This window comes from Maribacter litopenaei (assembly GCF_025244665.1).
Classification (GTDB): Bacteria; Bacteroidota; Bacteroidia; order Flavobacteriales; family Flavobacteriaceae; genus Maribacter; species Maribacter litopenaei.
Genome location: NZ_CP104205.1, coordinates 1,002,751 through 1,023,323 on the forward strand (window position 1 = coordinate 1,002,751; position 20,573 = coordinate 1,023,323).

The 20,573-nt window shown below is 37.7% G+C and carries 22 protein-coding genes and 6 pseudogenes; 17 read left to right on the forward strand and 11 right to left on the reverse strand.

Going from position 1 to position 20,573, the window contains the following annotated elements; all coding sequences use genetic code 11:
- Nucleotides 1-200 precede the first annotated feature (200 nt).
- Together NYZ99_RS05310 and NYZ99_RS05315 are read right to left on the reverse strand one after the other, a co-directional pair.
- A complete protein-coding gene (locus tag NYZ99_RS05310) occupies nucleotides 201-395 on the reverse strand; it encodes a cold-shock protein (protein ID WP_260574232.1) in 195 nt (64 codons plus the stop codon).
- Nucleotides 396-519: 124 nt separating this feature from the next.
- Nucleotides 520-1,158, reverse strand: coding sequence for a peroxiredoxin (locus NYZ99_RS05315; RefSeq protein ID WP_260574234.1), 639 nt, complete (start codon nucleotides 1,156-1,158; stop codon nucleotides 520-522).
- A 98-nt stretch (nucleotides 1,159-1,256) separates the two neighbouring features.
- On the opposite strand from NYZ99_RS05315, the gene NYZ99_RS05320 reads away from it, so the two are divergent.
- Nucleotides 1,257-1,793, forward strand: coding sequence for a YfiT family bacillithiol transferase (locus NYZ99_RS05320; RefSeq protein ID WP_260574236.1), 537 nt, complete (start codon nucleotides 1,257-1,259; stop codon nucleotides 1,791-1,793).
- A gap of 71 nt (nucleotides 1,794-1,864) precedes the next feature.
- Here the strand turns inward: NYZ99_RS05320 and NYZ99_RS05325 are convergent, their stop codons facing one another.
- Both NYZ99_RS05325 and NYZ99_RS05330 read right to left on the reverse strand, forming a co-directional pair.
- Entirely contained in the window at nucleotides 1,865-2,332 is a 468-nt protein-coding gene (locus tag NYZ99_RS05325) for a GNAT family N-acetyltransferase (protein WP_260574237.1), read from the reverse strand.
- A gap of 32 nt (nucleotides 2,333-2,364) precedes the next feature.
- Nucleotides 2,365-2,926 (reverse strand): annotated as a pseudogene (locus NYZ99_RS05330) (thioredoxin family protein).
- 89 nt (nucleotides 2,927-3,015) lie between these two features.
- On the opposite strand from NYZ99_RS05330, the gene NYZ99_RS21375 reads away from it, so the two are divergent.
- From NYZ99_RS21375 to NYZ99_RS05345, 4 genes are all read left to right on the forward strand, one after another.
- Nucleotides 3,016-3,198, forward strand: coding sequence for a hypothetical protein (locus NYZ99_RS21375; RefSeq protein ID WP_338039323.1), 183 nt, complete (start codon nucleotides 3,016-3,018; stop codon nucleotides 3,196-3,198).
- Nucleotides 3,173-3,319 (forward strand): hypothetical protein, encoded by a 147-nt coding sequence (locus tag NYZ99_RS21380; protein WP_338039324.1) that lies wholly within the window; start codon nucleotides 3,173-3,175, stop codon nucleotides 3,317-3,319. The genes NYZ99_RS21375 and NYZ99_RS21380 overlap by 26 nt, the downstream gene beginning before the upstream one ends.
- Nucleotides 3,320-3,444: 125 nt before the next feature.
- On the forward strand, nucleotides 3,445-4,365 hold the full coding sequence (locus tag NYZ99_RS05340) for a bile acid:sodium symporter family protein (RefSeq protein WP_260574239.1): 921 nt from the start codon (nucleotides 3,445-3,447) through the stop codon (nucleotides 4,363-4,365).
- A complete protein-coding gene (locus NYZ99_RS05345) occupies nucleotides 4,362-5,384 on the forward strand; it encodes a lysophospholipid acyltransferase family protein (RefSeq protein ID WP_260574240.1) in 1,023 nt (340 codons plus the stop codon). Before NYZ99_RS05340 ends, NYZ99_RS05345 begins: the two co-directional genes overlap by 4 nt.
- Before the next feature lie 100 nt (nucleotides 5,385-5,484).
- Here the strand turns inward: NYZ99_RS05345 and NYZ99_RS05350 are convergent, their stop codons facing one another.
- Together NYZ99_RS05350 and NYZ99_RS05355 are read right to left on the reverse strand one after the other, a co-directional pair.
- The gene (locus tag NYZ99_RS05350; RefSeq protein ID WP_260574242.1) at nucleotides 5,485-5,862 is read right to left on the reverse strand and encodes a PUR family DNA/RNA-binding protein; all 378 of its coding nucleotides are present in this window, start codon (nucleotides 5,860-5,862) and stop codon (nucleotides 5,485-5,487) included.
- A gap of 68 nt (nucleotides 5,863-5,930) precedes the next feature.
- Nucleotides 5,931-7,683, reverse strand: a pseudogene (locus NYZ99_RS05355) (ABC transporter ATP-binding protein).
- Nucleotides 7,684-7,938: 255 nt separating this feature from the next.
- Between NYZ99_RS05355 and nusB the strand changes: the two are divergent.
- The 6 genes and pseudogenes from nusB (at nucleotide 7,939) to NYZ99_RS21395 (ending at nucleotide 11,162) form a co-directional block, all read left to right on the forward strand.
- Nucleotides 7,939-8,891: pseudogene (nusB, locus tag NYZ99_RS05360) on the forward strand (transcription antitermination factor NusB).
- 41 nt (nucleotides 8,892-8,932) lie between these two features.
- Nucleotides 8,933-9,403, forward strand: coding sequence for a DUF1573 domain-containing protein (locus tag NYZ99_RS05365; RefSeq protein ID WP_260574243.1), 471 nt, complete (start codon nucleotides 8,933-8,935; stop codon nucleotides 9,401-9,403).
- Nucleotides 9,404-9,432: 29 nt separating this feature from the next.
- Nucleotides 9,433-9,720 (forward strand): preprotein translocase subunit YajC, encoded by a 288-nt coding sequence (gene yajC, locus NYZ99_RS05370; protein ID WP_260574245.1) that lies wholly within the window; start codon nucleotides 9,433-9,435, stop codon nucleotides 9,718-9,720.
- A gap of 92 nt (nucleotides 9,721-9,812) precedes the next feature.
- Nucleotides 9,813-10,418, forward strand: a complete 606-nt coding sequence (locus tag NYZ99_RS21385; protein ID WP_338039325.1) for a Gfo/Idh/MocA family protein — start codon at nucleotides 9,813-9,815, stop codon at nucleotides 10,416-10,418.
- A complete protein-coding gene (locus NYZ99_RS21390; RefSeq protein WP_338039326.1) occupies nucleotides 10,415-10,669 on the forward strand; it encodes a hypothetical protein in 255 nt (84 codons plus the stop codon). The genes NYZ99_RS21385 and NYZ99_RS21390 overlap by 4 nt, the downstream gene beginning before the upstream one ends.
- Nucleotides 10,641-11,162: a hypothetical protein gene (locus NYZ99_RS21395; protein WP_338039327.1), complete on the forward strand. Its 522-nt coding sequence runs from the start codon at nucleotides 10,641-10,643 to the stop codon at nucleotides 11,160-11,162. The genes NYZ99_RS21390 and NYZ99_RS21395 overlap by 29 nt, the downstream gene beginning before the upstream one ends.
- Nucleotides 11,163-11,181: 19 nt before the next feature.
- Here the strand turns inward: NYZ99_RS21395 and NYZ99_RS05380 are convergent, their stop codons facing one another.
- Together NYZ99_RS05380 and pepT are read right to left on the reverse strand one after the other, a co-directional pair.
- The gene (locus tag NYZ99_RS05380; RefSeq protein WP_260574247.1) at nucleotides 11,182-11,781 is read right to left on the reverse strand and encodes a YdeI/OmpD-associated family protein; all 600 of its coding nucleotides are present in this window, start codon (nucleotides 11,779-11,781) and stop codon (nucleotides 11,182-11,184) included.
- A gap of 4 nt (nucleotides 11,782-11,785) precedes the next feature.
- Nucleotides 11,786-13,013 (reverse strand): annotated as a pseudogene (gene pepT, locus NYZ99_RS05385) (peptidase T).
- Nucleotides 13,014-13,136: 123 nt separating this feature from the next.
- Here pepT and NYZ99_RS05390 point away from each other — a divergent pair.
- Nucleotides 13,137-13,526 carry a hypothetical protein gene (locus NYZ99_RS05390; protein ID WP_260574254.1) on the forward strand — a complete coding sequence of 130 codons (390 nt, stop codon included), beginning with the start codon at nucleotides 13,137-13,139 and terminating at the stop codon, nucleotides 13,524-13,526.
- Nucleotides 13,527-13,604: 78 nt separating this feature from the next.
- Nucleotides 13,605-14,646: pseudogene (locus tag NYZ99_RS05395) on the forward strand (quinone-dependent dihydroorotate dehydrogenase).
- Between the two features lie 4 nt (nucleotides 14,647-14,650).
- Here NYZ99_RS05395 and NYZ99_RS05400 read toward each other — a convergent pair.
- Nucleotides 14,651-15,073: a Dabb family protein gene (locus NYZ99_RS05400; RefSeq protein ID WP_260574255.1), complete on the reverse strand. Its 423-nt coding sequence runs from the start codon at nucleotides 15,071-15,073 to the stop codon at nucleotides 14,651-14,653.
- An 82-nt stretch (nucleotides 15,074-15,155) separates the two neighbouring features.
- On the opposite strand from NYZ99_RS05400, the pseudogene NYZ99_RS05405 reads away from it, so the two are divergent.
- A pseudogene (locus tag NYZ99_RS05405) lies at nucleotides 15,156-15,777 on the forward strand (LysE family translocator).
- Nucleotides 15,778-15,830: 53 nt separating this feature from the next.
- Nucleotides 15,831-16,700 (forward strand): hydroxymethylglutaryl-CoA lyase, encoded by an 870-nt coding sequence (locus tag NYZ99_RS05410; RefSeq protein WP_260574257.1) that lies wholly within the window; start codon nucleotides 15,831-15,833, stop codon nucleotides 16,698-16,700.
- Between the two features lie 15 nt (nucleotides 16,701-16,715).
- On the opposite strand, the gene NYZ99_RS21400 is transcribed toward NYZ99_RS05410, so the two are convergent.
- Nucleotides 16,716-17,291, reverse strand: a complete 576-nt coding sequence (locus tag NYZ99_RS21400) for a TonB-dependent receptor domain-containing protein (protein WP_338039328.1) — start codon at nucleotides 17,289-17,291, stop codon at nucleotides 16,716-16,718.
- Nucleotides 17,272-18,861 (reverse strand): TonB-dependent receptor family protein, encoded by a 1,590-nt coding sequence (locus NYZ99_RS05415; RefSeq protein ID WP_338039329.1) that lies wholly within the window; start codon nucleotides 18,859-18,861, stop codon nucleotides 17,272-17,274. The genes NYZ99_RS21400 and NYZ99_RS05415 overlap by 20 nt, the downstream gene beginning before the upstream one ends.
- 386 nt (nucleotides 18,862-19,247) lie before the next feature.
- Between NYZ99_RS05415 and NYZ99_RS05420 the strand changes: the two genes are divergently transcribed.
- Together NYZ99_RS05420 and NYZ99_RS05425 are read left to right on the forward strand one after the other, a co-directional pair.
- Nucleotides 19,248-19,841: a 3-keto-disaccharide hydrolase gene (locus NYZ99_RS05420; RefSeq protein ID WP_260574259.1), complete on the forward strand. Its 594-nt coding sequence runs from the start codon at nucleotides 19,248-19,250 to the stop codon at nucleotides 19,839-19,841.
- Nucleotides 19,842-19,864: 23 nt separating this feature from the next.
- Nucleotides 19,865-20,521: a cupredoxin domain-containing protein gene (locus tag NYZ99_RS05425; RefSeq protein ID WP_260574261.1), complete on the forward strand. Its 657-nt coding sequence runs from the start codon at nucleotides 19,865-19,867 to the stop codon at nucleotides 20,519-20,521.
- Nucleotides 20,522-20,573 lie beyond the last annotated feature (52 nt).

Sequence of the window (20,573 nt, forward strand, 5' to 3'; positions counted from 1 at the left end):
TGCCAACATAACGATATTTACGAGAATCAAAAATAGAAGAACTCCAAAGAAAGTATTCATAGGTCAGTTTTTTAAGTGGGGAAACTGAGGTGCTTTTAGGTAGGATTCAAATACTTAAAATGGTTGCGTAAATTTTATCAAAAAATAAAGCCCGAACAAATTGTGCGGGCTTTTGAACTATAAAAAAGATAATTTGTTACCTAGTCAATAACTTTCACATTAACGGCATTCAATCCTTTTTTACCTTGTTGTAGTTCAAATTCTACAACATCACCTTCACGAACTTCATCGATTAAGCCGTAAATGTGTACAAAATGATCTGTGTTTGAACCATCTTCAGTGATGAAACCATAACCTTTGGAATCGTTGAAGAATTTTACTGTTCCTTTACTCATAATAAAAATATTAATTTAATTAAAGCGCGAAGATAACGTTTAATTATTTATCTAATAGCTTTTTAGCAAGTTATCTTATCATAATGAATTTATGATTACAATTGAAAATCTTCTATTTAAATTCTTATGCTGTTGGATCTGGAGTCATTCGTAGGTAGGGCTTTATTTCTTCAACTCCCTTGGTGAAGATTTCCCTAGCCTCCGCAGTGGGTATTGCTGGGCTCACCACAACGTCATTGCCATGTTCCCAATTAGCGGGTGTCGCCACTTTATGATAAGCTGTAAGCTGCAGGGAATCGATAACTCTCAGTAGCTCATAAAAATTCCTACCTGTAGAGGCAGGATAAGTAAGTGTAAGTTTAACGGTTTTGTCAGGCGCAATAATAAATACGGAGCGTACAGTAAGATTGCTATCCGCTTTTGGATGTATCATGTCATAAAGTGTTGAAACTTTTTTATCCTCATCCGCTATAATTGGAAAATTAACCGTCGTATTTTGAACTTCATTAATGTCCTTTATCCATTCATTGTGGGAAGCTGCACCATCAACGCTTAAAGCCAACATTTTTACGTTTCTCTTATCAAACTCAGGTTTAAAATTGGCTGCTGTACCCAATTCGGTTGTACAAACAGGGGTAAAGTCCGCCGGGTGCGAAAAAAGAATCCCCCAACTATCCCCTAAATAATCATATAAGTTTAAAGTTCCCATGGAACTGTCTGCTGTAAAATCCGGTGCTTTATCACCTAATCGTATTGTTGCCATTTTATATCAAATTTAATTACCCTATAAAATTACTAGATTATTAATGACTTAAGTGGCAATTGTTGGTTAAATCTCTATTAAATTTTTATTTTTATGTGATGGAGGACTTGGAAAAATTACGATATCCCATAGGACACTTTTCTTGTCCGAAAACTATCACTAGGGTGGTAAGGGACTCTTGGATACATGAATTGGAAAATTTACCAAGAAGATTGGGAGCCTTAGTACTTCCTTTAAACGATACACAGTTGGATACCCCGTATAGACCACAAGGATGGACGGTAAGACAAGTGGTACATCATATTGCGGATAGCCATCATCACAGTTATACACGCTTTAAATGGGCACTCACCGAAGAGGCTCCTTTGATAAAAGCCTATGAAGAAAAGTCCTGGAGTGATTTATTCGATGCGAAAACAGCTCCTATTTCTCTTTCGCTGAGTTATTTGGAGGCACTGCACGCCAAACTTGTGTTTTTATTAAATGGATTAAAGGAAAGTCAATTTGAAAACTACTACTTTCATCCAGATGGTCACGTAAAAGTTACCGTTGCAGAAAATATTGGCAAATATGCGTGGCATGGAAACCATCATTTGGCACATATACAAAATTTAGTGAATAGAAAGGGTTGGTAAATTAATGAAGCTCCTTTTTTAAAATGTACATGGTTTTCTCATTTTCAATTACCTTTTCAAAAGGTACTTTACTATGGGCCACAATGGAAAAATGATTGGCCAAATAAAATGCAAGAGCTGTATTCTTTTTGCATGCATTCTAGAAAAATGGCCTTTTTTGAGAGTTTTTTTGCCTTCTCCTCAACGAATTTTATACACTTAGAACCAATGCCCCTACCCGAAAATTCTTTAAGAATGTAAATCTTGTCCAAAAAAAACGCTTCCGATTTCGGATAGGTGAGAACATCTTTATGGAGCGTTATCTTAAATATTCCTACATACGAATCATCCAATTGTATTAAATAAAGTTGGGTGTTCATATCCATTTCCTCATTTAGAAGTACCGCCCTAGTAAAGCTATATTCTATATAAGTTGAGGTATCTCCATTGGGCCAAAGATGTTTATAATGTTGATTATAGGCCCTTGTCCCAATGGTAATGTAGTGGTGATATAAGGTTGGCGTCAATGCAACGAACCGGAGATTGGTTTCTAAGTCCATAACATTCTAAATCAACTACAAAAAATAGCAAATCAATTCGTTTTCCACTTAATGTTGCAACCAATGCTTGGTTTTTGGGTGTCCGGAACTGGAGTGCCATTCAGAAGTGCTTCTATGGAATTGGATAAATCTTCACCAGTAAGGGGAATGCCATTTTCTCGGACGTGAGTCATCCAATTGCCCTCTATATACAAGTGACAGATTTGAATCGAACAAATAAAAGTCCGGAGTACAAGCAGCGTCGTATGATTTAGCTACCTCTTGTGTTTCATCGTATAAATAAGGAAATGGGTAGCCTTCTTGGTTGGCTTTCACTTTCATAAGCTCAGGAGCATCCTGAGGGTACTTTTCAATATCATTACTGGAAATGGCGATGAACTGGATACCTTTTTCCCTGTAGACTTTGGCCAGCTCCGTTATTTTAGGATTCACATGTATAACAAATGGACAATGATTGCAAATAAACATTACTACAGTACCCTTATTTCCTTTTAGCTGTTCTAGACTCAACATATTTCCGGATACAGTATCCAAAAGGTTAAAACTAGGAGCCTTTGTACCTAGGTCCAACATGTTGCTCGGTGTTCTTGCCATAATTATATTTTATATTCAAAGTTATAAAAAGTAAAAGTGTTGTGATTGGCATAATCTATTGTTAACTTATAGGAACTTAAAATAGCTACATGAAAACTTCATATATATCACTTTCAGAGGCAATAAACGATTTAAAAAAAGAGGGATTTACCGAAGATTTTAACTTGTGTGATGCCGGAATCGAGAACAAAGCAAAAAAGAATATCCACAAAGCGGTAGACCTCAATGTTATTAAATACTATCGTTTTGAGGGACAAACCAATCCGAGATGATAGTACTATTCTTTATGTCATAGAAACTAGCAAGGGCGAAAAAGGACTCTTAGTGGATGCTTATGGTGTTTATGCGGGAAATGTTTCTAGGGAAATGATTGAAAAACTCAGGATTCAATAATTACTTTTTCTGAACCAGGCATAAATAGCTTTTTAACACTATTTTAGTATATTGCCTATTAGTCCACTTAAGGTAGGTAAACATTTAATCTTTGTTAAGATTAGACTGATTTTAATTATTGTTTCTTGATCGAAAATACCCTGGATAGTGTCCAAATTAATTTTGATGCCGAAGCCCTTTGGCTACTAAACATAGTCCTAGCGTTGGTAATGTTTGGTATAGCACTTGAGATTTCTATTAAGGATTTTAGGCAACTATGGATAAAACCAAAGCCTGTTTTCGTAGGTGTCGTGAGTCAATTTCTTCTTTTGCCTCTTATAACCTTTTTATTGGTTTACTTATTAAAACCATATCCAAGTGTGGCATTGGGTATGTTCATGGTAGCTGCTTGTCCTGGAGGTAATATTTCCAATTACATTACTCATTTAGGTGGTGGAAACACGGCACTTTCCGTTTGCCTTACAGCCATTGCAACACTATTGGCCATCATAATGACACCTCTTAATCTAGAGTTTTGGGGCTCCCTTTACCAACCTACCTCGGTTATTTTGAATTCAGTGGCCATTGAACCTATGGAAATGGTGAAGTTGGTGGCCTTATTGTTGGGAGTACCCTTGGTTCTTGGAATGTGTGTGAATCATTGGAAACCATTGTTGGCTTTAAAGTTAGCTAAGTTTTTCAAGGTATTTTCCTTAATGTTTTTCATTTTTTTGGTGTTTCTCGCGTTAATAAATAACATCTCTATTTTTTTGGAGTATGTGCTGTATATTTTTTGGATTGTACTAATTCATAATTTACTCGCATTTTTAGGAGGGTTCGGAATGGCTAAGGTGTTTAATTTGAATTATCAAAATAGTAGATCCATTACCATTGAAACGGGAATTCAAAATTCAGGTCTTGGGCTATTATTAATTTTTACTTTTTTTGATGGTTTGGGAGGGATGGCTATTTTAGCTGCTTTTTGGGGAATTTGGCACATGGTTTCAGGATTGCTTTTGGCAAGTTATTGGAACGCGAAATCAGTAAAAGGTAAGACGCTTGCATGAAAAACTTTCTATATAGCTTGGTAAAGGTCTACATAAAAACAGGCTTACATTCTTATCATAAGAAAATTGAAGTTTTTGGATTGGAAAATGTACCTCCGGAGAAGCCGGTCTTGTTTTTGCCCAATCATCAGAGTGCTCTAATGGATGTATTGCTGATAGCGGTCGACTGTAACAGAAAGCCATATTTTTTAACGCGTGCGGATGTCTTTGGTAAACCTTTGTTGAACAAAATATTCAAGTTTTTTCGGATGATTCCGGTTTATCGTATTCGTGATGGGCGGAGCTCCTTGAGTAAGAACGATGAAGTTTTTGATAGATGTTCCGAAATATTGGGACAGAATAAGGCCCTGGTCATGTTCCCGGAAGCCAATCACAATCTAAAACGCCGTGTACGGAATTTAAGTAAAGGCTTTACAAGAATTGTTTTTAGAACATTACAACGGCATCCGGATATCGATTTACAAATTGTTCCCGTGGGCCTAAATTATAACGATGCGACCAGTTTTCCGGATTCCGTTGCTCTTTATTATGGCAAACCTTTGGATGCTCGATCGTTATTTGATGAATCGGACATTCAAGAATCTGAAAAAAGGACAAAAAGGGCGGTTTCCAATGCCCTGAAAAAGCTAACGACGCACATAGAATCCGAAGAGGATTATGACAGAATACTTTCATTTTTAGAAGCCAAGAAACTTTCCTATTTACGACCAAAAACTATTAATGAAAGAATAGAAGACTTTATTAAAGTGGACAGTGAAGCTATCAAGTATTCGCCACCTAATCATAAAGGGAATTTTTTCAAAGTTTTAATAGGGTTCATAAACTTTCCTGTTTGGCTCGCTTGGAAAATTTTTATGAAACCCAAGGTCCGGGAACCCGAATTTATGGGTACTTTGAGATACGCCACTGCCCAAGTAGGTTTTACAGTCTACTTTATGGTACTTTTTATTGTATCAACTTTCTTGGTGAGTGTTAAAATAGCATTGGCTCACGGTTATCGGTATTTATCTGCTAAATAGACTACTGGTAAAATTGGCTTAATTTTTACAAGAATAAAAAATGCCCTTAAAATAAAAAAGACCCTATTGCAGGGCCTTTTCTAATTTTTCTAAGGGTCATTTAAATATCGTCAAAACTTACATCGGTGAAACTACCACTTGAATTGGAGTCACTAGCGTTACTTGTTTCTTCTTCCTCTTTTTTAAAGTCTTTTTGATGTCTTTCTGAAATTACCTCCTGACCTTTTTCGTCGATTATATAGTCCATCATTTCCTCTACATTTTCCTTAAAGGCCTCAAAATCTTCTTTGTAAAGGTAAATTTTGTGTTTTTTGTAGTGGAAGGAACCATCGTCATGAGTAAATTTTTTACTTTCTGTAATTGTTAAATAATAGTCTCCGGCCTTTGTGCTTCGTACATCAAAGAAGTAAGTTCTTCTGCCCGCCCTTAAAACTTTAGAGTGAATTTCCTCTTGATCCATTAAATCTCTGTCGCTCATTTCCTAATTTATATTCTATGGTTAGTCTACCAAAAATGAAAAAAAAATAGTTATTCGGCAACTAATTTTTAGTTTTCTTTATCTGATAGTTGATTCTTATAAAGCTCTTTATAGTAGCCTTCTACTGTATTTAATTCTTCATGTGTTCCTTCTTGAATAAGCTCCCCATCTTCTAGGACAAGGATTTTATCGGCGTTCTTGGCCGATGAGACTCTATGACTTACAATAAGTGTAGTCTTTTCCTTAGAGGCTTTTTTAAGGTTGTTCAATATTTCTTCCTCTGTTTCTGTATCAACAGCTGAAAGACAATCATCGAAAAGATAAATTTTTGGGTTTTTTAATAAGGCCCTTGCAATTGAAACTCGCTGTTTTTGTCCCCCACTTAATGTGATACCTCTTTCACCCAGTACCGTGTCATAATTTTTAGAAAAGCCCATGATGTTCTCATGGACGACCGCTTCCTTGGCTTTCAAGATAATTTCTTCATCCGTGGCCTCTTCCTTGCCGAATTTTATATTGTTTTTAATACTATCCGAAAATAGAAAAGCGTCTTGAGGAACGGCCCCTATCGCTTTTCTTAAACTATTAATTTCATAGTCCCTAATAGGCTTCCTGTCAATCATTATTTCTCCTGATGAGACATCATAAAGACGTGCTACCAAATCCAATATGGTTGATTTGCCTGAACCGGTTTTACCTAAAATTGCCGTCGTTTCTCCAGGATTTATGGTAAAGGATAAGTTTTTAAGGGCATTTATCTCAGTATCCTCATAGGTAAAACTGACATTCTTAAACTCAATTTTACCTTCAACGTCCATTAATTCAACACTCCCGTTTTTAAGTTCCGATTGCTGATTCAAGAACTCATTGATTCTTTTTTGGCTGGCTTCCGCGGTTTGGACAATGGAGGTGAGCCACCCTACAATTGCTACTGGCCAGGTAAGCATATTTACATAGAGAATGAATTCTGCAATGAGGCCTACGCCGATATATCCTCTTAGATATTGCATACCCCCAATATAGATAACAAGGATATTGCTGATTCCTATGAGAAGAATCATCAATGGAAAGAACCAAGCATTTACCCTGGCCAAGCTCATACTTTTGTCCTTACCATCATTGGCAAGTACTTTTAATTCTGCATTGGTCTGTGGTTCTAGAGTATAAGCCTTTATAACGGAAACTCCTGAGAACACTTCTTGGGTGAATGTGGATAGGGTGGATAAATATTGCTGAACGATGGTACTTCTTTTATGTATTATCTTACTTATTTTATAGATCAATATAGAAAGGATGGGTAGTGGTAAAAGAGTATAGGCGGCTAGGGTTGGGGCCTTAATAAACATTAATGGGACCAGGACAAGCGAAAAGGGTCAGGGTTTGAATACCGTACATAATGGCAGGATCCGCATACATTCTAACCTGATTCACATCCTCACTGATACGATTCATTAAATCTCCCGTCCTATTCTTCTTGTAGAAATTCAGGCTTAGGTTTTGATAATGGTCAAAAATCTCATTTTTAAGGTCATATTCGATATATCGGGATACATTGATGATGGTCTGCCTCATCAGGAAAGTAAAAAAGCCGGATAATAAAGCGGCGCCCACAATAATCAATATATATTCCAATAAAAGGGACGTGGCCTCGGTTTTGGCTATTGCTGCATTAAGAAATTGCTCTACTACGGTAATGATTTTATTTACGTAGGATGGCATTACCAATTGGAAAACCCTAGCTATAATGGTGATTATGATTCCTACGAAGAGTTTAAGCCAGTATTTTCTAAAATATTTGTTGAGGTGCCTAAGTTCCTTCATGAAAAGTTTTGGTCGTGGTTTTAAATTTTCAAAGATAGGTCTTTTGACTGCTATTTAAATGTTATAAAATCCCTAAGATTATACAGTTTTGGGCTCTAAATGGTAGTTTTTTTTATAGACATTTAGAATGAGTCGAAAATAAAAGAACTTAAATCCAACAGTAGCAAAAAAATAGCGCTAAATGGTTTGGTATGCATTTAAATAGATGCGTATTTTTGCCCCAGGAAATATTGATCAAAACCAAAGTTCATTAACATGCTTACAAGAAGGCATATTAGGGTCAAGGTAATGCAGTGCATTTACGCCCTAATTCAATCCAAGGATGACTCTCTCCAAAAACAAGAGAAATTTTTAACTGTAAGCATAGAGAACACTTACACCCTTTATCTTTTATGGCTTAGTCTTTTTAATGAAATTCATCAAAAGGCCGCAGAACAACTAAACTTGTCCTCCAAAAAATATTTGACGGACACCACTGATAATCAGTTTCCAAACAAATCTAAGTTTGTAAACAACAGACTTCTTGTTCAAATTCAAGAGAATCCTTTGGTCAAAGAAGAACTTTCCAACAGAAAATTGGATAACTGGTACTTGAACGAGGAATATATTAGGCTCATATATAAAGCGATTGTAGATAGCGATATGTACAAAGAGTACATGGCGAAACCGAGACACAGGCTATGATCATGACAAAGAATTCATCATTGCACTCTTTAAGGAGGTCATAGCTCCCAATGAAAAAATATACGAGTATTTTGAGGATAATAAGCTTACCTGGGTAGATGATTTGCCAATTGTAAATACTTTTTTGGTGAAACAATTAAAAAAGGTAAAACCTAATCAAAATCACAAATTCTTTCTTCCCAAACTATTAAAAGATAAAGGAAGATATGGATTTTGCCAATAAATTATTGAAAAAGACGTTGTTGACAAATGAGGTACTGGAAAAAGAGATTGAGGGCAAAACTCCAAACTGGGATAAAGATAGAATTGCGGATGTGGATTCAATTTTATTGAAAATGGCCATTTGTGAGTTGCTCAATTTTCCGTCCATACCAGAGCGAGTTACCATTAATGAATATCTTGAAATCGCTAAGGAGTATTCGACTCCAAAAAGCAGCATTTTCATCAATGGAATTTTGGACAAGCTCACAAAGGAATATAAGAAGGAAGGAAAGCTAAATAAAATGGGCCGTGGTCTGTTATAAAAATATTTTCTAATTTTGTTTCAATCTAAAAAAAATCAATAATGAAAAGAGTAATTTTTGCCGTTGGTGCAGTTGCGTTGTTTGCATTTACCTCATGCAAGGACAACGCGTCCAGTAAAATTAAATCAGATAACGTTGCAGAAGCCGCAGTAAGGGACGAAGCTGCAAAGGCAGTTCCTGTTATGACCTTTGAAAAGGCCGAACATGATTTTGGAACCATTGAACAAGGAACGCCACAAGAAACCGCATTTAAATTTACCAACACAGGTAATGCGCCTTTAATCATAACAGATGCTAAAAGTAGCTGTGGATGTACAGTGCCAAACCCTCCTAAAGATCCGATCGCTCCAGGTGAGTCCAGTGAATTGGTTGTAAAATTTAATGGGTCCGGTCAAAACCAGGTAACCAAGACCATAACGGTTACCGCAAATACAGAAAAAGGTTCAGAACTTTTAAGAATAAAAGCATTCGTGAATCCAAAAGGAGCTGCTCCACTAGGACCGGTAAAATAATTCGGTTGACATAAATAAAGAATACTATTATGGGTGATATTGGACAGTTTCTTCCAATGATTTTGATATTTGTGGTTGCTTATTTTTTCATGATAAGACCGCAAATGAAAAGGCAAAAGGACGAGAAGAAATTTGCCGCGGAATTAAAACGTGGAGATAGGGTGATAACCAAAAGTGGTTTACATGGTAAGGTGGTTGAATTGAACGATAAGGACTTCTCCTGTATTTTGGAAACAATGGCAGGAAAATTAAAATTCGATAGGTCTGCCATTTCCATGGAGATGAGCAAAAAGCTGACCACACAGGATAGCAAGTAATTTCTCCCTCTTAAGATAATGAAGGCACCAATTTGAAAATTGGTGCTTTTTTTATGGTGAAAATCCCTATATTCCGAAACAAAATTTTTGACATGTTAGGTAATAGAAGAGATTTTATAAAAAAGAGTACTGCCGGTTTAATTGTCTCAGGCGCCACGTTTATGTTTCCCATGGAACTTTTGGCAACTATGAGGAAAAAGGTCGGGCCAAATGATACAATTAACGTGGGGCTTATCGGTTGTAATGGTATGGGGTTTTCTGACCTGTCTTCATTTCTTAAAATGAGTGATATTAATGTTATCGCCCTTTGCGATGTTGACGAAAATGTCTTGCAAAAAAGAACTGCCGATTTGGCAAAGGCCGGTATCAAAAAACCAAAATGGTACAAAGATTATAGAAAGCTTCTCGAGAATAAGGATATTGATGTCGCAATTATTGGAACACCAGATCATTGGCATTGTTTACAATTGACCGATGCCTTACAAGCAGGTAAGGACGTGTATTGCGAAAAGCCCATTGCCAATTCTGTACAGGAAGCCAATATTATGTTGGACTATGTGGGTGCCAGTGATAGAATGGTACAGATAGGTCAATGGCAACGTAGCCAGCCTCATTTTGTGGATGCTATCAATTATGTGCACTCGGTAAATTGGGAGAAATTCGTCCGGCGAAGGCTTGGGCATACCAAGGCTGGATGAAACCCGTTCCCATAGTTCCGGATAGTACAGCACCTGAGGGTGTAGATTATGATATGTGGTTGGGATCAGCACCTCAAAGACCTTTTAATCCAAATCGTTTTCACTTTAATTTTAGATGGTTACGGGACTATGCGGGAGGTCTAATGACTGATTGGGGCGTACATCTTATCGATTATGCTTTGTATGGAATGAAAGCCGGCACACCTAAATCCGTTATGGCTCTTGGAGGTAAATTTGCGTATCCGAGATGATGCTTCAGAGACACCGGATACCTTACAAACAGTTTATGAATTTGATGGATTTTCTATTCTATGGGAACATGCTACTGGCATAGACGGTGGTAACTATGGACGAAATCATGGAATCGCCTTCATAGGAAATAATGGGACCTTGGTATTGGACAGACAAGGTTGGGAAGTAATACCGGAAGAAGAGTTCCAAGGTTGGGGCAAGGAAGGTATTCCTAAAATGGAAGCCATGAAATTCGATAATGGAGGACAAAGCGGTTTGGACCTTCATACTCAAAACTTTATGGCGGCCGTAAAAAGCAGGGATGCCTCCAAGCTAACTGCACCTATAAAGGTGGGTTATGATGCTGCATTGGTCTCGCACATGGGTAATGTTGCTTTTAAGACCGGAAATAGAATTTATTGGGACGACGCAACCGGTAAGTTCAAAAATGACGATGCTAATAAATTTTTGATGGCAAACTATGAAAATGGATGGAAGTTGCCAATGGTCTAAAGTTTACCTGTATTAGCTATTAGCGGTATTTGTCATTCAAGCCCTGTCCTTCAAGAATCATAGGAAGAATTTTGGCCAATCCGGAAATTTTCGTTTTTTCCAGTTTGGCTTCTTTGATATAGTCCGCATAATCTCTTTGCTTGTATGGAGCTAGGGAGTCAAACGCCTTTTTAGTCTTAAGTTGGTTTTTGAGTGCTGTTTGTAGTATATCGGGTAATACAAGCTTGGCAGATTTCTTCTTTTTTAAGGGAGGTGGTTCAATCCCCTTTTTTTGGTTTTCAATCGCTTCTGAAATGTACTGCGATATTTTCTCTTCGTTTATTTCTTCAATATTGTAGAATTTCCAATGCCTCATGGCCATTGTTTTGCCCTCTTGGGCATTCTCCAAAACCTTATAGGGGTCTTTAAGTAAGACGCCGTTAAAAAACCAAATACCAAAATGTTCTTTAAATCTTCCAATGGACATTATATTTTTGTCATCTAGCGTATACGTCGGAAAGCTCCATTTAAATGTTTCTTTTAATCCCGATTTCAGAACGATTTCCCTTAATTTTTCCACAGCATTTTTAAATGGATGTTCTTCAGTATAGAATGCTTTTACTTTTTCGGATCTCTCCATCACGTTAACTTTTATGAGCTGTAAGTTCGCAAATTTTTACGATGACCTCAATGGCCTTTACCATACTCTCTACGGGAACATATTCATATTTTCCATGAAAATTATGTCCCCCGGCAAAAATATTAGGGCAAGGTAGTCCCATATAGCTGAGCTGAGATCCATCAGTACCACCCCTAATGGGTTTAATGATTGGGGTTACACCCACAGCTTCCATTGCTTCCTTGGCAATTTCAACAACATGGAAAGCAGGTTCAATTTTTTCCTTCATATTGTAATACTGATCTTTAATTTCCATATGAATGGCATCTTGATGAACTACCTTTAATTGTGATACAATTTTCTTTAATATCTCCTTTCTATTTTCAAAGCCGGATTTTGAATGATCACGAATGATGAGTTCAATTTCAGCATGTTCTATTTTTCCTTTAAAATGGTGCACATGGAAAAAGCCTTCGGTACCCTCTGTTTTTTACGGAACTTCGGCTTACGGTAGCATGGAAATAATCTTGTTGGCTATGAGTAGTGCATTTACCATTTTGTTCTTAGCGTACCCAGGATGGACACTTTTTCCTTTGACGGTAATTTTAGCACTCGCGGCATTAAAGTTCTCATATTCCAGCTCCCCAATTTGGCTGCCATCCATGGTATAGGCCCAATCGGCACCGAATTTCTTAACATCGAAATGATGTGCGCCACGGCCAATTTCTTCATCGGGAGTGAATCCTACTTTTACCGTACCATGTTTAATTTCACGGATGGTTGATCAGATATTCCATGGCCGAAACAATTTCGGTAATTCCGGCTTTATCATCTGCGCCCAACAATGTTGTTCCATCCGTAGTAATGATAGTCTGCCCTTTATATTGCTTTAAATCTTCAAAGTAGTCCGATGAAAGAAAGATTCCCTTTTCTTCGTTCAAGACAATATCATTTCCATCATAGTCCTTAATGATTTTCGGATGTACGTTTGCACCAGTAAAATCAGGGGATGTATCAAAATGCGATATGAAGCCTATCGTGGGTACCTCATACTCTAAATTACTTGGTAATGTTGCCATGATATAGGCGTTATCATCGATTGTTACATCGCTCATGCCTATTTCTTCAAGCTCAGAAACAAGTTTGTGTGCCAAATCCCACTGTTTTTCCGTACTTGGGGTTGTTTTGGAAGATGGGTCACTCTGGGTGTCGATAGTTATATAGCTTATAAACCGATCAATTATGTTTTGCATAAGGTAGTTTTGAATCAAAAATAGGTTTTAAATTGTATTTTAGCCTCTAAGAAAAGGTTCAATATATCTATGTTAATTCGTTTTTCGATTTTACTTATTTTAAGTCTTTCCCCTATTTCCTTGATGTCTCAGGCGGATTGTGTACTTGGAGTTGGAATCACTGAAAATGAAACCATAGCGGACATATTTCAAATGAATGATTCCCAAAAGGAGCAACTCGCCAATGCTGGGGCGGAGTTAAAATATAGGAATGAATTATTGAACAACCGACTTGAAAATCTTTACAACAGGCATCCCCAAAGTACGGTCGAGGAGCTAAACCAATTGGCCTTAAAATACAGAAGTGTCATGGATAGCATGGAATTGGTACAATCCATGATCGATAAGAAGGTGCTTTCCCTTTTTAATCAAAAGCAGTATGACTTGTATTTATCGCTTTGCCAACAAGCTTCTAGGTCGCCCCATATAATAACGCCTATGGTTTATGCGGATAGTGTTTATAAAAAACAGTAAGTATACGTTTACCTTTAGCCCTATTTAAGGAAATAATTATCCCCGCACTTCGTATTTTTGCCAAAAATCCAACCCATAATGTATAAGTCGGTAATTCGTCCCATATTATTTTTATTCGACCCGGAAAAAGTACACCACTTCAGTTTTACTTTAATAAGAATCGTTTCCAAAATAGGTCTATTGGGGTTGATAAGACCTATTTTTAATGTGGAGGACAAAAGGTTAGAGCGTGAGGTTTTTGGGATAAAGTTTAAGAATCCCGTTGGATTGGCTGCGGGATTTGATAAGAACGCTGTACTCTATAATGAACTATCAAATTTTGGTTTTGGTTTTGTGGAGATAGGTACCCTTACTCCAAAACCACAGGACGGAAATCCGAAAAAACGCTTGTTTCGTTTGAAGGCTGATAGTGCTATTATCAACAGAATGGGTTTTAATAACCTTGGTGTATTTGAGGCTGTAGAGAAACTAAAGAAGGAACATAAGGTACTGATTGGGGGAAATATCGGTAAGAATAAAATAACTCCGAATGAAGAGGCCCTAAAGGATTACATGATTTGTTTTGATGCTCTATTTGACTATGTAGACTATTTCGTGGTCAATGTCAGTTCTCCCAATACACCGGGCCTTAGAGAACTTCAGGATAAAGGACCTTTGACCAGGCTATTAAGAGAACTTGAAACAACCAATAAGAAAATGGCCTCGGAAAAGTCGGTAAAAAGAAAACCGATATTACTGAAAATAGCCCCGGACTTAACCAATGACCAATTGTTGGATATTATCGATATTGTTGCAGAAACAAAAATCGATGGTGTAATTGCTACAAATACCACTATTGAACGTAAGAACCTTAAATCTCATGGATTGCTATTGGAAGAGGCAGGTGGATTGAGCGGTAAGCCATTAAAGGATAGAAGTACAGAGGTAATTCGATTTTTATCCGACCATAGTAACAAAGCGTTTCCCATAATAGGGGTTGGTGGCATTCATTCTCCTAAGGATGCGTTGGAAAAGTTGGACGCCGGTGCCGATTTGATACAATTATGGACTGGGTTTATTTATGAGGGACTCTATTTTGGTCAAGAAAATAAACAAAGCAATCCTAGACCAAAAAGTGTAAACGATTATTTGGTCCAATAATCCATTACATGCACATCGTCCAAATGAGGACCCAATACGGCTCCAAAGGCCTTATGGTCCGGATGTGGTAGATAAATCGCCCTGTCTTCCTCACTTTTAAAAGTTAAAAAGAAAATATGGGTAAACCCTTTGTCCAATCCTTCCGGACTATTATTGATTCCCCACTCGTATCCTGCAATCTGCGGAATTTTGGAGGGTAGGGCGTGAAAAGCATCTTCCACTTTTTTGATATCCTCCGGGGAAGTGCCGTCCTTAAACTTGAATAAGACCACATGTCTTAGGATACTATCATTGGATTGTTCCTTCTTTGTACTCATTGTTAGGTTATTTTCATTGAAATTGGTAAAGCTGTAACTAACAAATGCCAAAACCACAACTATTCCTAATATTTTTAATGCTCGTTTCATCGGATGTTAATTTTTGGACAAGATATAAAAAATTGGTTAGGCTATTATTTGTATTTTTCAACGATTGATAGAAAAGGAAAATTTGAATTATTCCATACTGATAGCTTTTTCTATAGCCACCGCAGCATTGGCCATATCTCCTGGGCCTGACAATATTTTTGTATTGATTCAGAGTATGGTCAATGGCAAAAAGCATGGTCTTTCAACAGTTGCGGGTCTTATGACCGGTTGTTTGGTGCATACCACCTTATTGGCTTTTGGGGTTTCCGCTTTGATTAAGGACAATCCAACTTTGTTCTATGGAATAAAGGTCTTCGGGTCTATGTATCTGTTGTATTTGGCCTTTAAGGTGTACAGAAGTAGTGGTGAGATTACCGTAAATGGGAAGACTGAGAAAAATAAGGGCCTATTAGCTCTTTTTAAACAGGGGTTTATAATGAATGTATTGAACCCTAAGGTTACTATTTTTTTTCCGGCTTTTTTCCCCGGCTTTTTATTTTCTAAGGATATGAGTAACATACTTCAATTCTATATCCTAGGTTTTCTTTTTATTACTGGTTTCCTCTTTGGTGTTTGGCTCGATAGCTATTTTGTCAGGGAAGATAGGAGTTATGGTTAAAAAGAACGCAGGTATAGGGATATTTCTTAAATGGCTTCAAATCATTGTTTTTTTAGGGCTGGCTGTTTATTTGCTTATTGGGTAAGTGTTTAGTAAAATCGTATGGATTCTTGATCTTCTTGTTTGTATTTTTACGGTATGTCCATAACCAAGGTAAAACTAATAGAATGTCCAAGAGATGCCATGCAGGGTATAAAGGACTTTATACCTACGGATGAAAAGGTAAGGTACCTTCAATCCCTATTGGGTTGTGGTTTTGATACCTTGGACTTTGGAAGTTTCGTTTCTCCTAAGGCAATTCCACAAATGACGGATACTGCGGAGGTATTGTCAAAATTGGACTTATCAAGGATCAAGAGTAAATTATTGGCAATTATCGCCAATGTGCGAGGTGCGGAGGATGCCGCAAAGCATTCGGAAATTGATTATTTGGGATTTCCATTTTCCATATCGGAGAACTTTCAGATGCGTAACACGCATAAGACCATTGCACAATCTGTAGAAACGCTCCAAGAGATTTTCAACATTGCCGATGCCGCCAATAAAGAGGTGGTCACCTATATATCCATGGGTTTTGGAAATCCGTACGGTGATCCTTGGAATGTTGAAATCGTTGGTGAATGGACGGAAAAATTGGCCTCCATGGGCGCTAGGATCTTGTCACTTTCCGATACTGTGGGAACTTCGGATCCCGAAAATATCGAGTACTTGTTTTCCAACTTAATTCCCAAATATCCACTCATAGAGTTTGGGGCACACTTGCATACCACGCCCGCCAAGTGGCATGAAAAGGTGGATGCCGCCTATAAAGCGGGCTGCCGTAGGTTCGACGGAGCTGTACAGGGTTTTGGGGGATGTCCCATGGCCAAGGACGAACTTACTGGCAACATGCCCACCGAAAAACTATTATCCTACATGACTGCGCAAAAAGCGGAGACCAACGTAAACTGGATGGTATTTGAGGCCGCTTACAACAAAGCTACGGAGCTATTTAGTAAATACCACTAAGTTTCATCAATCAATTTAGTACCGTAATTCCGGACCTCCGAAAACCCCTAATGGCATACCGGGTCTTAGGCCGGCAGGTACACGGGCTACGGCATAGGTTTCGTTCAAAAGGTTCATTGCATTTGCGGTTATTGTGATATGATCGTTATACCGATATTTAGTACCCAAATCCAGAATTATATTGGAATCGACTTTCTCATTATCGGGAATGGAACCCGTTCCCGCTTTGGTCCTGAAGGCTCCGTTAAAACGTCCATTAAGGTGGACTTCAAACTTATTGAACTCGATACTGGCGGCAGCATTAAATTGATGCTTCGATAAATAAGGTAATTCGTCACCTTCACTTACCGTGCCCCATATATCGTTATCACTTCCAAAACTATTTTGGAATTCCGTGTCTGTAAAGGTATAGCCCAATGTAATTGGCATTGAAATATTTTTGGCGGATGATAAAGGATCATAGTTCATTAATACTTCGATTCCCTTTACAATAACTTCTCCTGCATTGAATTGGTCCAAGGAACCTGTACCTCCGGTTGCAGCTAAGTCACTTCCCAGTAGATTGCTGTAGTCATTGTAAAAACCGACCAATTCTCCGAGAAATTCCTAGATAGGAAAAACGTGTGCCCAATTCATAATTGACACTCTCTTCCGGTTTTTCTCCTTCTTGATTGCTGGGCGGAGAAAATCCTTTATGAACGCCTCCAAAAAGTGATATTTTGTCAAAATTATAATTGAAACCAATTCCAGGTATGACCACGTCTACCGTATTTTCTCGGGTTGAAATATTAGTTCCGGAGCGTCCAGGATCATTACTTCCGTAATCAGTTCGACCCAATTGCATAGTTTCATAGCGGAGACCAGGGGTAAGTGTTAGGTCGTCGTACTTCAATTTATAAAGCATATAGGAAGAAAATGCTTTAGCGTCACTTATTCTATTGGCATCTGTACCAGGTAAACGTCCAACGACCAAATCCATTATACCGTTGGTAATACTGTAATCATCCACCCATTGAAAGCGGTCCTCATCGTCATAATGGTACCTTAGGCCTATTTCTATATCATGAAAAGTCTTATTCGTACTCCAACGGTGATTCAGCCTAGATTGGATCCCAGTGGATAAATACTCCCTATTGTTGGCTTTAACGGCAATGGCATCATTGTCGGTCGTATTAACATTGCCATTTATTACGTTATAATATGTAGGTAGGTTCTCCGGGTTTTGAATAATGTTGGCAATACTCTGTCGTTCACCATTTAATGTCAAATTATCAACTTTATACCAATTTCGGTTAAAATCATTGAGGTAGACCGTAGTGGTTATTGAAGTATTTCTTCCCATAATAAGAGTGTGGGTGCCCATAACCTGGAAGTGCTCGGTATTCATTTCATCTTTTTGGGAACCGGCATAACGTCTAAATGGGGTAGCTGTAAAATCAGTTTCCGTAAGACCTAAGTATGTTTCATTGGAATCTTCATTGGAATATTGAAATTTCAGCTCGAAAGATTGTCCAATTTTGGAATCAGGGCTGGTGTTAATTCTAAATTTTGCTACAAGATCATTTTTATCAAAACCGGTATTGTCTCCATTATCCAACTCTTTGAATCCATTGGAATTATAGTTTAAATATTCTATGGCATAACCAAAGTTCTTTCGGCTATCACCTAGTTGGGTATGTAATCGGCCACTATTGAAACTACCGTAACTAGAATTCAAAAAGATGCCGAAACTATCCGGCACTTCCGTCGATATCATATTTAAGGCACCTCCAGTAGTATATGGGCCATATTGTACCTGGCTACTTCCTTTAAGAATTTCTACAGCCTGCATTCGACCAATAGTTGGGAAGTAGTAGGCAGAGGGTGCGCTATAGGGTGCAGGAGCTATAAGTACTCCGTCTTCCATAAGGGTAATTTTGGAACTGCGCTCGGGAGAGGTTCCCCTAAGGCTGATGTTTGGTCTAAGACCAAAACCATCTTCCTCGTAGACATTTACACCTGGAACACCTTTAAGCGTTCTATTGATATCGGTATAATTAAATTTTTTGATTTCTTGAGGCGAAATATAAAAGGCCGAACCCGTTCTGTTCTTTGCTTCAAATTTACTACCTAATATGGCATTTGCTTTTAATGTTATCTCGTTCAAATGGATAGAGTCCATCGTTGGAGTTGGAGTTTGTTGTGCTTTTAACGATAAACACCATAGGAGAATTGAAATGGAAAATAAACCTCTCATTTTATTTAGACTGATTTAAAATAAAAATTTTGGCAAATGTAAGGGCCGAGAGTTATATCTCAAAATTTATTTAGAATAAATAAAAATAAATACTAAAAAATACTTGTTGTAGCACTTTGTTGGAATTATTGAATACTCCAGCTATCCATAGGGAAAGCTTTTGGAATTCAATATTAGCACTTGGAATCATTTTCAATTTACAAGTTTTAACATCACGATTAATGATGTGAATTTTGTATTTTACTCTTAATAATTTGTATTTCATTTTATTAGTGAAACCTTACTGCCTAATATTTTTTTTCTTCATTTTGATGTCCTGTCAAAATTCTCCCGCTTTAAAGGTAAAATCACTTTTTAATGGTACGGACTTTTCTGGTTGGGAAGGGGATACTTTAACTATTTGGAGAGTAGAAGATAAAACGATTGTCGGTGGCTCTTTAAATAACACAGTTGCACATAATTACTTTTTGTGTACTATTGATACCTATGATGATTTCATTTTAAAACTTAAGATAAAACTTACGGGAGACGAGGGCTTCATTAATTACGGAATTCAATTTAGGAGTAGGAGAATGAATGACCCGGATTACGAGATGGTGGGGTATCAGGCAGATTTTGGAGAGGCTTATTGGGTAAGTCTCTATGATGAATCTCGCAGGAATAAAACCTTAATCGCTCCTGACGCTGTCAAGGTTTTGGAGTGGGTTAATAGCAATGATTGGAACGACTACGAAATCAGGGCAGAGGGGAGAAGAATTCGTTTATTTATCAATGGACATCAATCCGTGGATTATACGGAAGATGATTTAAATATTCCACAATATGGACTCATTGGAATACAGATTCACGGCGGAGGAAAGGCACAGGTTTATGTAAAGGATATAACTATTCAGGAATTAAAATAATACCAACTCTATCAATCAACTTCATGAAAAAATTAAAGTTTTCGGCGGTTTACCTAGAAATAATCCTAATTCTGTTTTTTGTGTCTTCTTGCAATCAACATAAGGAAGGAAAGGAAATGGCAGAACATGTTGAAAGGGATTCTACCACTATCAATAGGGAATATACGCTCGAGGCCAGTATGTTAGGTTATTTTGCTCCCGACGGTACCCGAAATCCTACGCTTAAAGCAAACAAGGGAGATCGTGTGCGTATTACCATTATTAATATGGAAAATATGACCCATGATGTGTCAATGGAAAAATTGGGGGTCAAGAGCAACACTCTAAATGAAGTAGGGGAGAGTACCAGCATTACTTTTTGGGCAGAATCGGATGATACTTATTTCTGTACGATTCCCGGCCACCGTGCCGCGGGTATGGTTGGTGATTTCAAAATAGTGGAGGGGAATTTTAGTAGCTCGGTAATCGCAGGGATAGTCCCGTTTAAGAATGGAAAACCCATAAATGTGGGGTTTGAAAGGGGAAATCTAAGTGATTGGCAAGCACAAGGTGACGCCTTTAAAAATCCACTTTTTACAAGGAATGATTCCATCCATAAACTGAACACAAAAATTGGGTTTGATGGGGATTACTTCCTAAGTAGTGGGGGAATAGGGATTCTGAAAAAACGGGAATATTAACTTCCGTTCCTTTTAAAGTAATACAACCCTATGCCTCTTTTAAAGTTTCGGG

Bases quoted from the DNA above. Each gene is read 5' to 3' on its own strand.
- NYZ99_RS05310 (WP_260574232.1), bottom strand. From the start codon at position 395: ATGAGTAAAGGAACAGTAAAATTCTTCAACGATTCCAAAGGTTATGGT.
- NYZ99_RS05315 (WP_260574234.1), bottom strand. From the start codon at position 1,158: ATGGCAACAATACGATTAGGTGATAAAGCACCGGATTTTACAGCAGAC.
- NYZ99_RS05320 (WP_260574236.1), top strand. From the start codon at position 1,257: ATGGAGGACTTGGAAAAATTACGATATCCCATAGGACACTTTTCTTGT.
- NYZ99_RS05325 (WP_260574237.1), bottom strand. From the start codon at position 2,332: ATGGACTTAGAAACCAATCTCCGGTTCGTTGCATTGACGCCAACCTTA.
- NYZ99_RS21375 (WP_338039323.1), top strand. From the start codon at position 3,016: ATGAAAACTTCATATATATCACTTTCAGAGGCAATAAACGATTTAAAA.
- NYZ99_RS05345 (WP_260574240.1), top strand. From the start codon at position 4,362: ATGAAAAACTTTCTATATAGCTTGGTAAAGGTCTACATAAAAACAGGC.
- NYZ99_RS05350 (WP_260574242.1), bottom strand. From the start codon at position 5,862: ATGAGCGACAGAGATTTAATGGATCAAGAGGAAATTCACTCTAAAGTT.
- NYZ99_RS05365 (WP_260574243.1), top strand. From the start codon at position 8,933: ATGAAAAGAGTAATTTTTGCCGTTGGTGCAGTTGCGTTGTTTGCATTT.
- yajC (WP_260574245.1), top strand. From the start codon at position 9,433: ATGGGTGATATTGGACAGTTTCTTCCAATGATTTTGATATTTGTGGTT.
- NYZ99_RS21385 (WP_338039325.1), top strand. From the start codon at position 9,813: ATGTTAGGTAATAGAAGAGATTTTATAAAAAAGAGTACTGCCGGTTTA.
- NYZ99_RS21390 (WP_338039326.1), top strand. From the start codon at position 10,415: ATGAAACCCGTTCCCATAGTTCCGGATAGTACAGCACCTGAGGGTGTA.
- NYZ99_RS05380 (WP_260574247.1), bottom strand. From the start codon at position 11,781: ATGGAGAGATCCGAAAAAGTAAAAGCATTCTATACTGAAGAACATCCA.
- NYZ99_RS05390 (WP_260574254.1), top strand. From the start codon at position 13,137: ATGTCTCAGGCGGATTGTGTACTTGGAGTTGGAATCACTGAAAATGAA.
- NYZ99_RS05400 (WP_260574255.1), bottom strand. From the start codon at position 15,073: ATGAAACGAGCATTAAAAATATTAGGAATAGTTGTGGTTTTGGCATTT.
- NYZ99_RS05410 (WP_260574257.1), top strand. From the start codon at position 15,831: ATGTCCATAACCAAGGTAAAACTAATAGAATGTCCAAGAGATGCCATG.
- NYZ99_RS05415 (WP_338039329.1), bottom strand. From the start codon at position 18,861: ATGGACTCTATCCATTTGAACGAGATAACATTAAAAGCAAATGCCATA.
- NYZ99_RS05420 (WP_260574259.1), top strand. From the start codon at position 19,248: ATGTCCTGTCAAAATTCTCCCGCTTTAAAGGTAAAATCACTTTTTAAT.
- NYZ99_RS05425 (WP_260574261.1), top strand. From the start codon at position 19,865: ATGAAAAAATTAAAGTTTTCGGCGGTTTACCTAGAAATAATCCTAATT.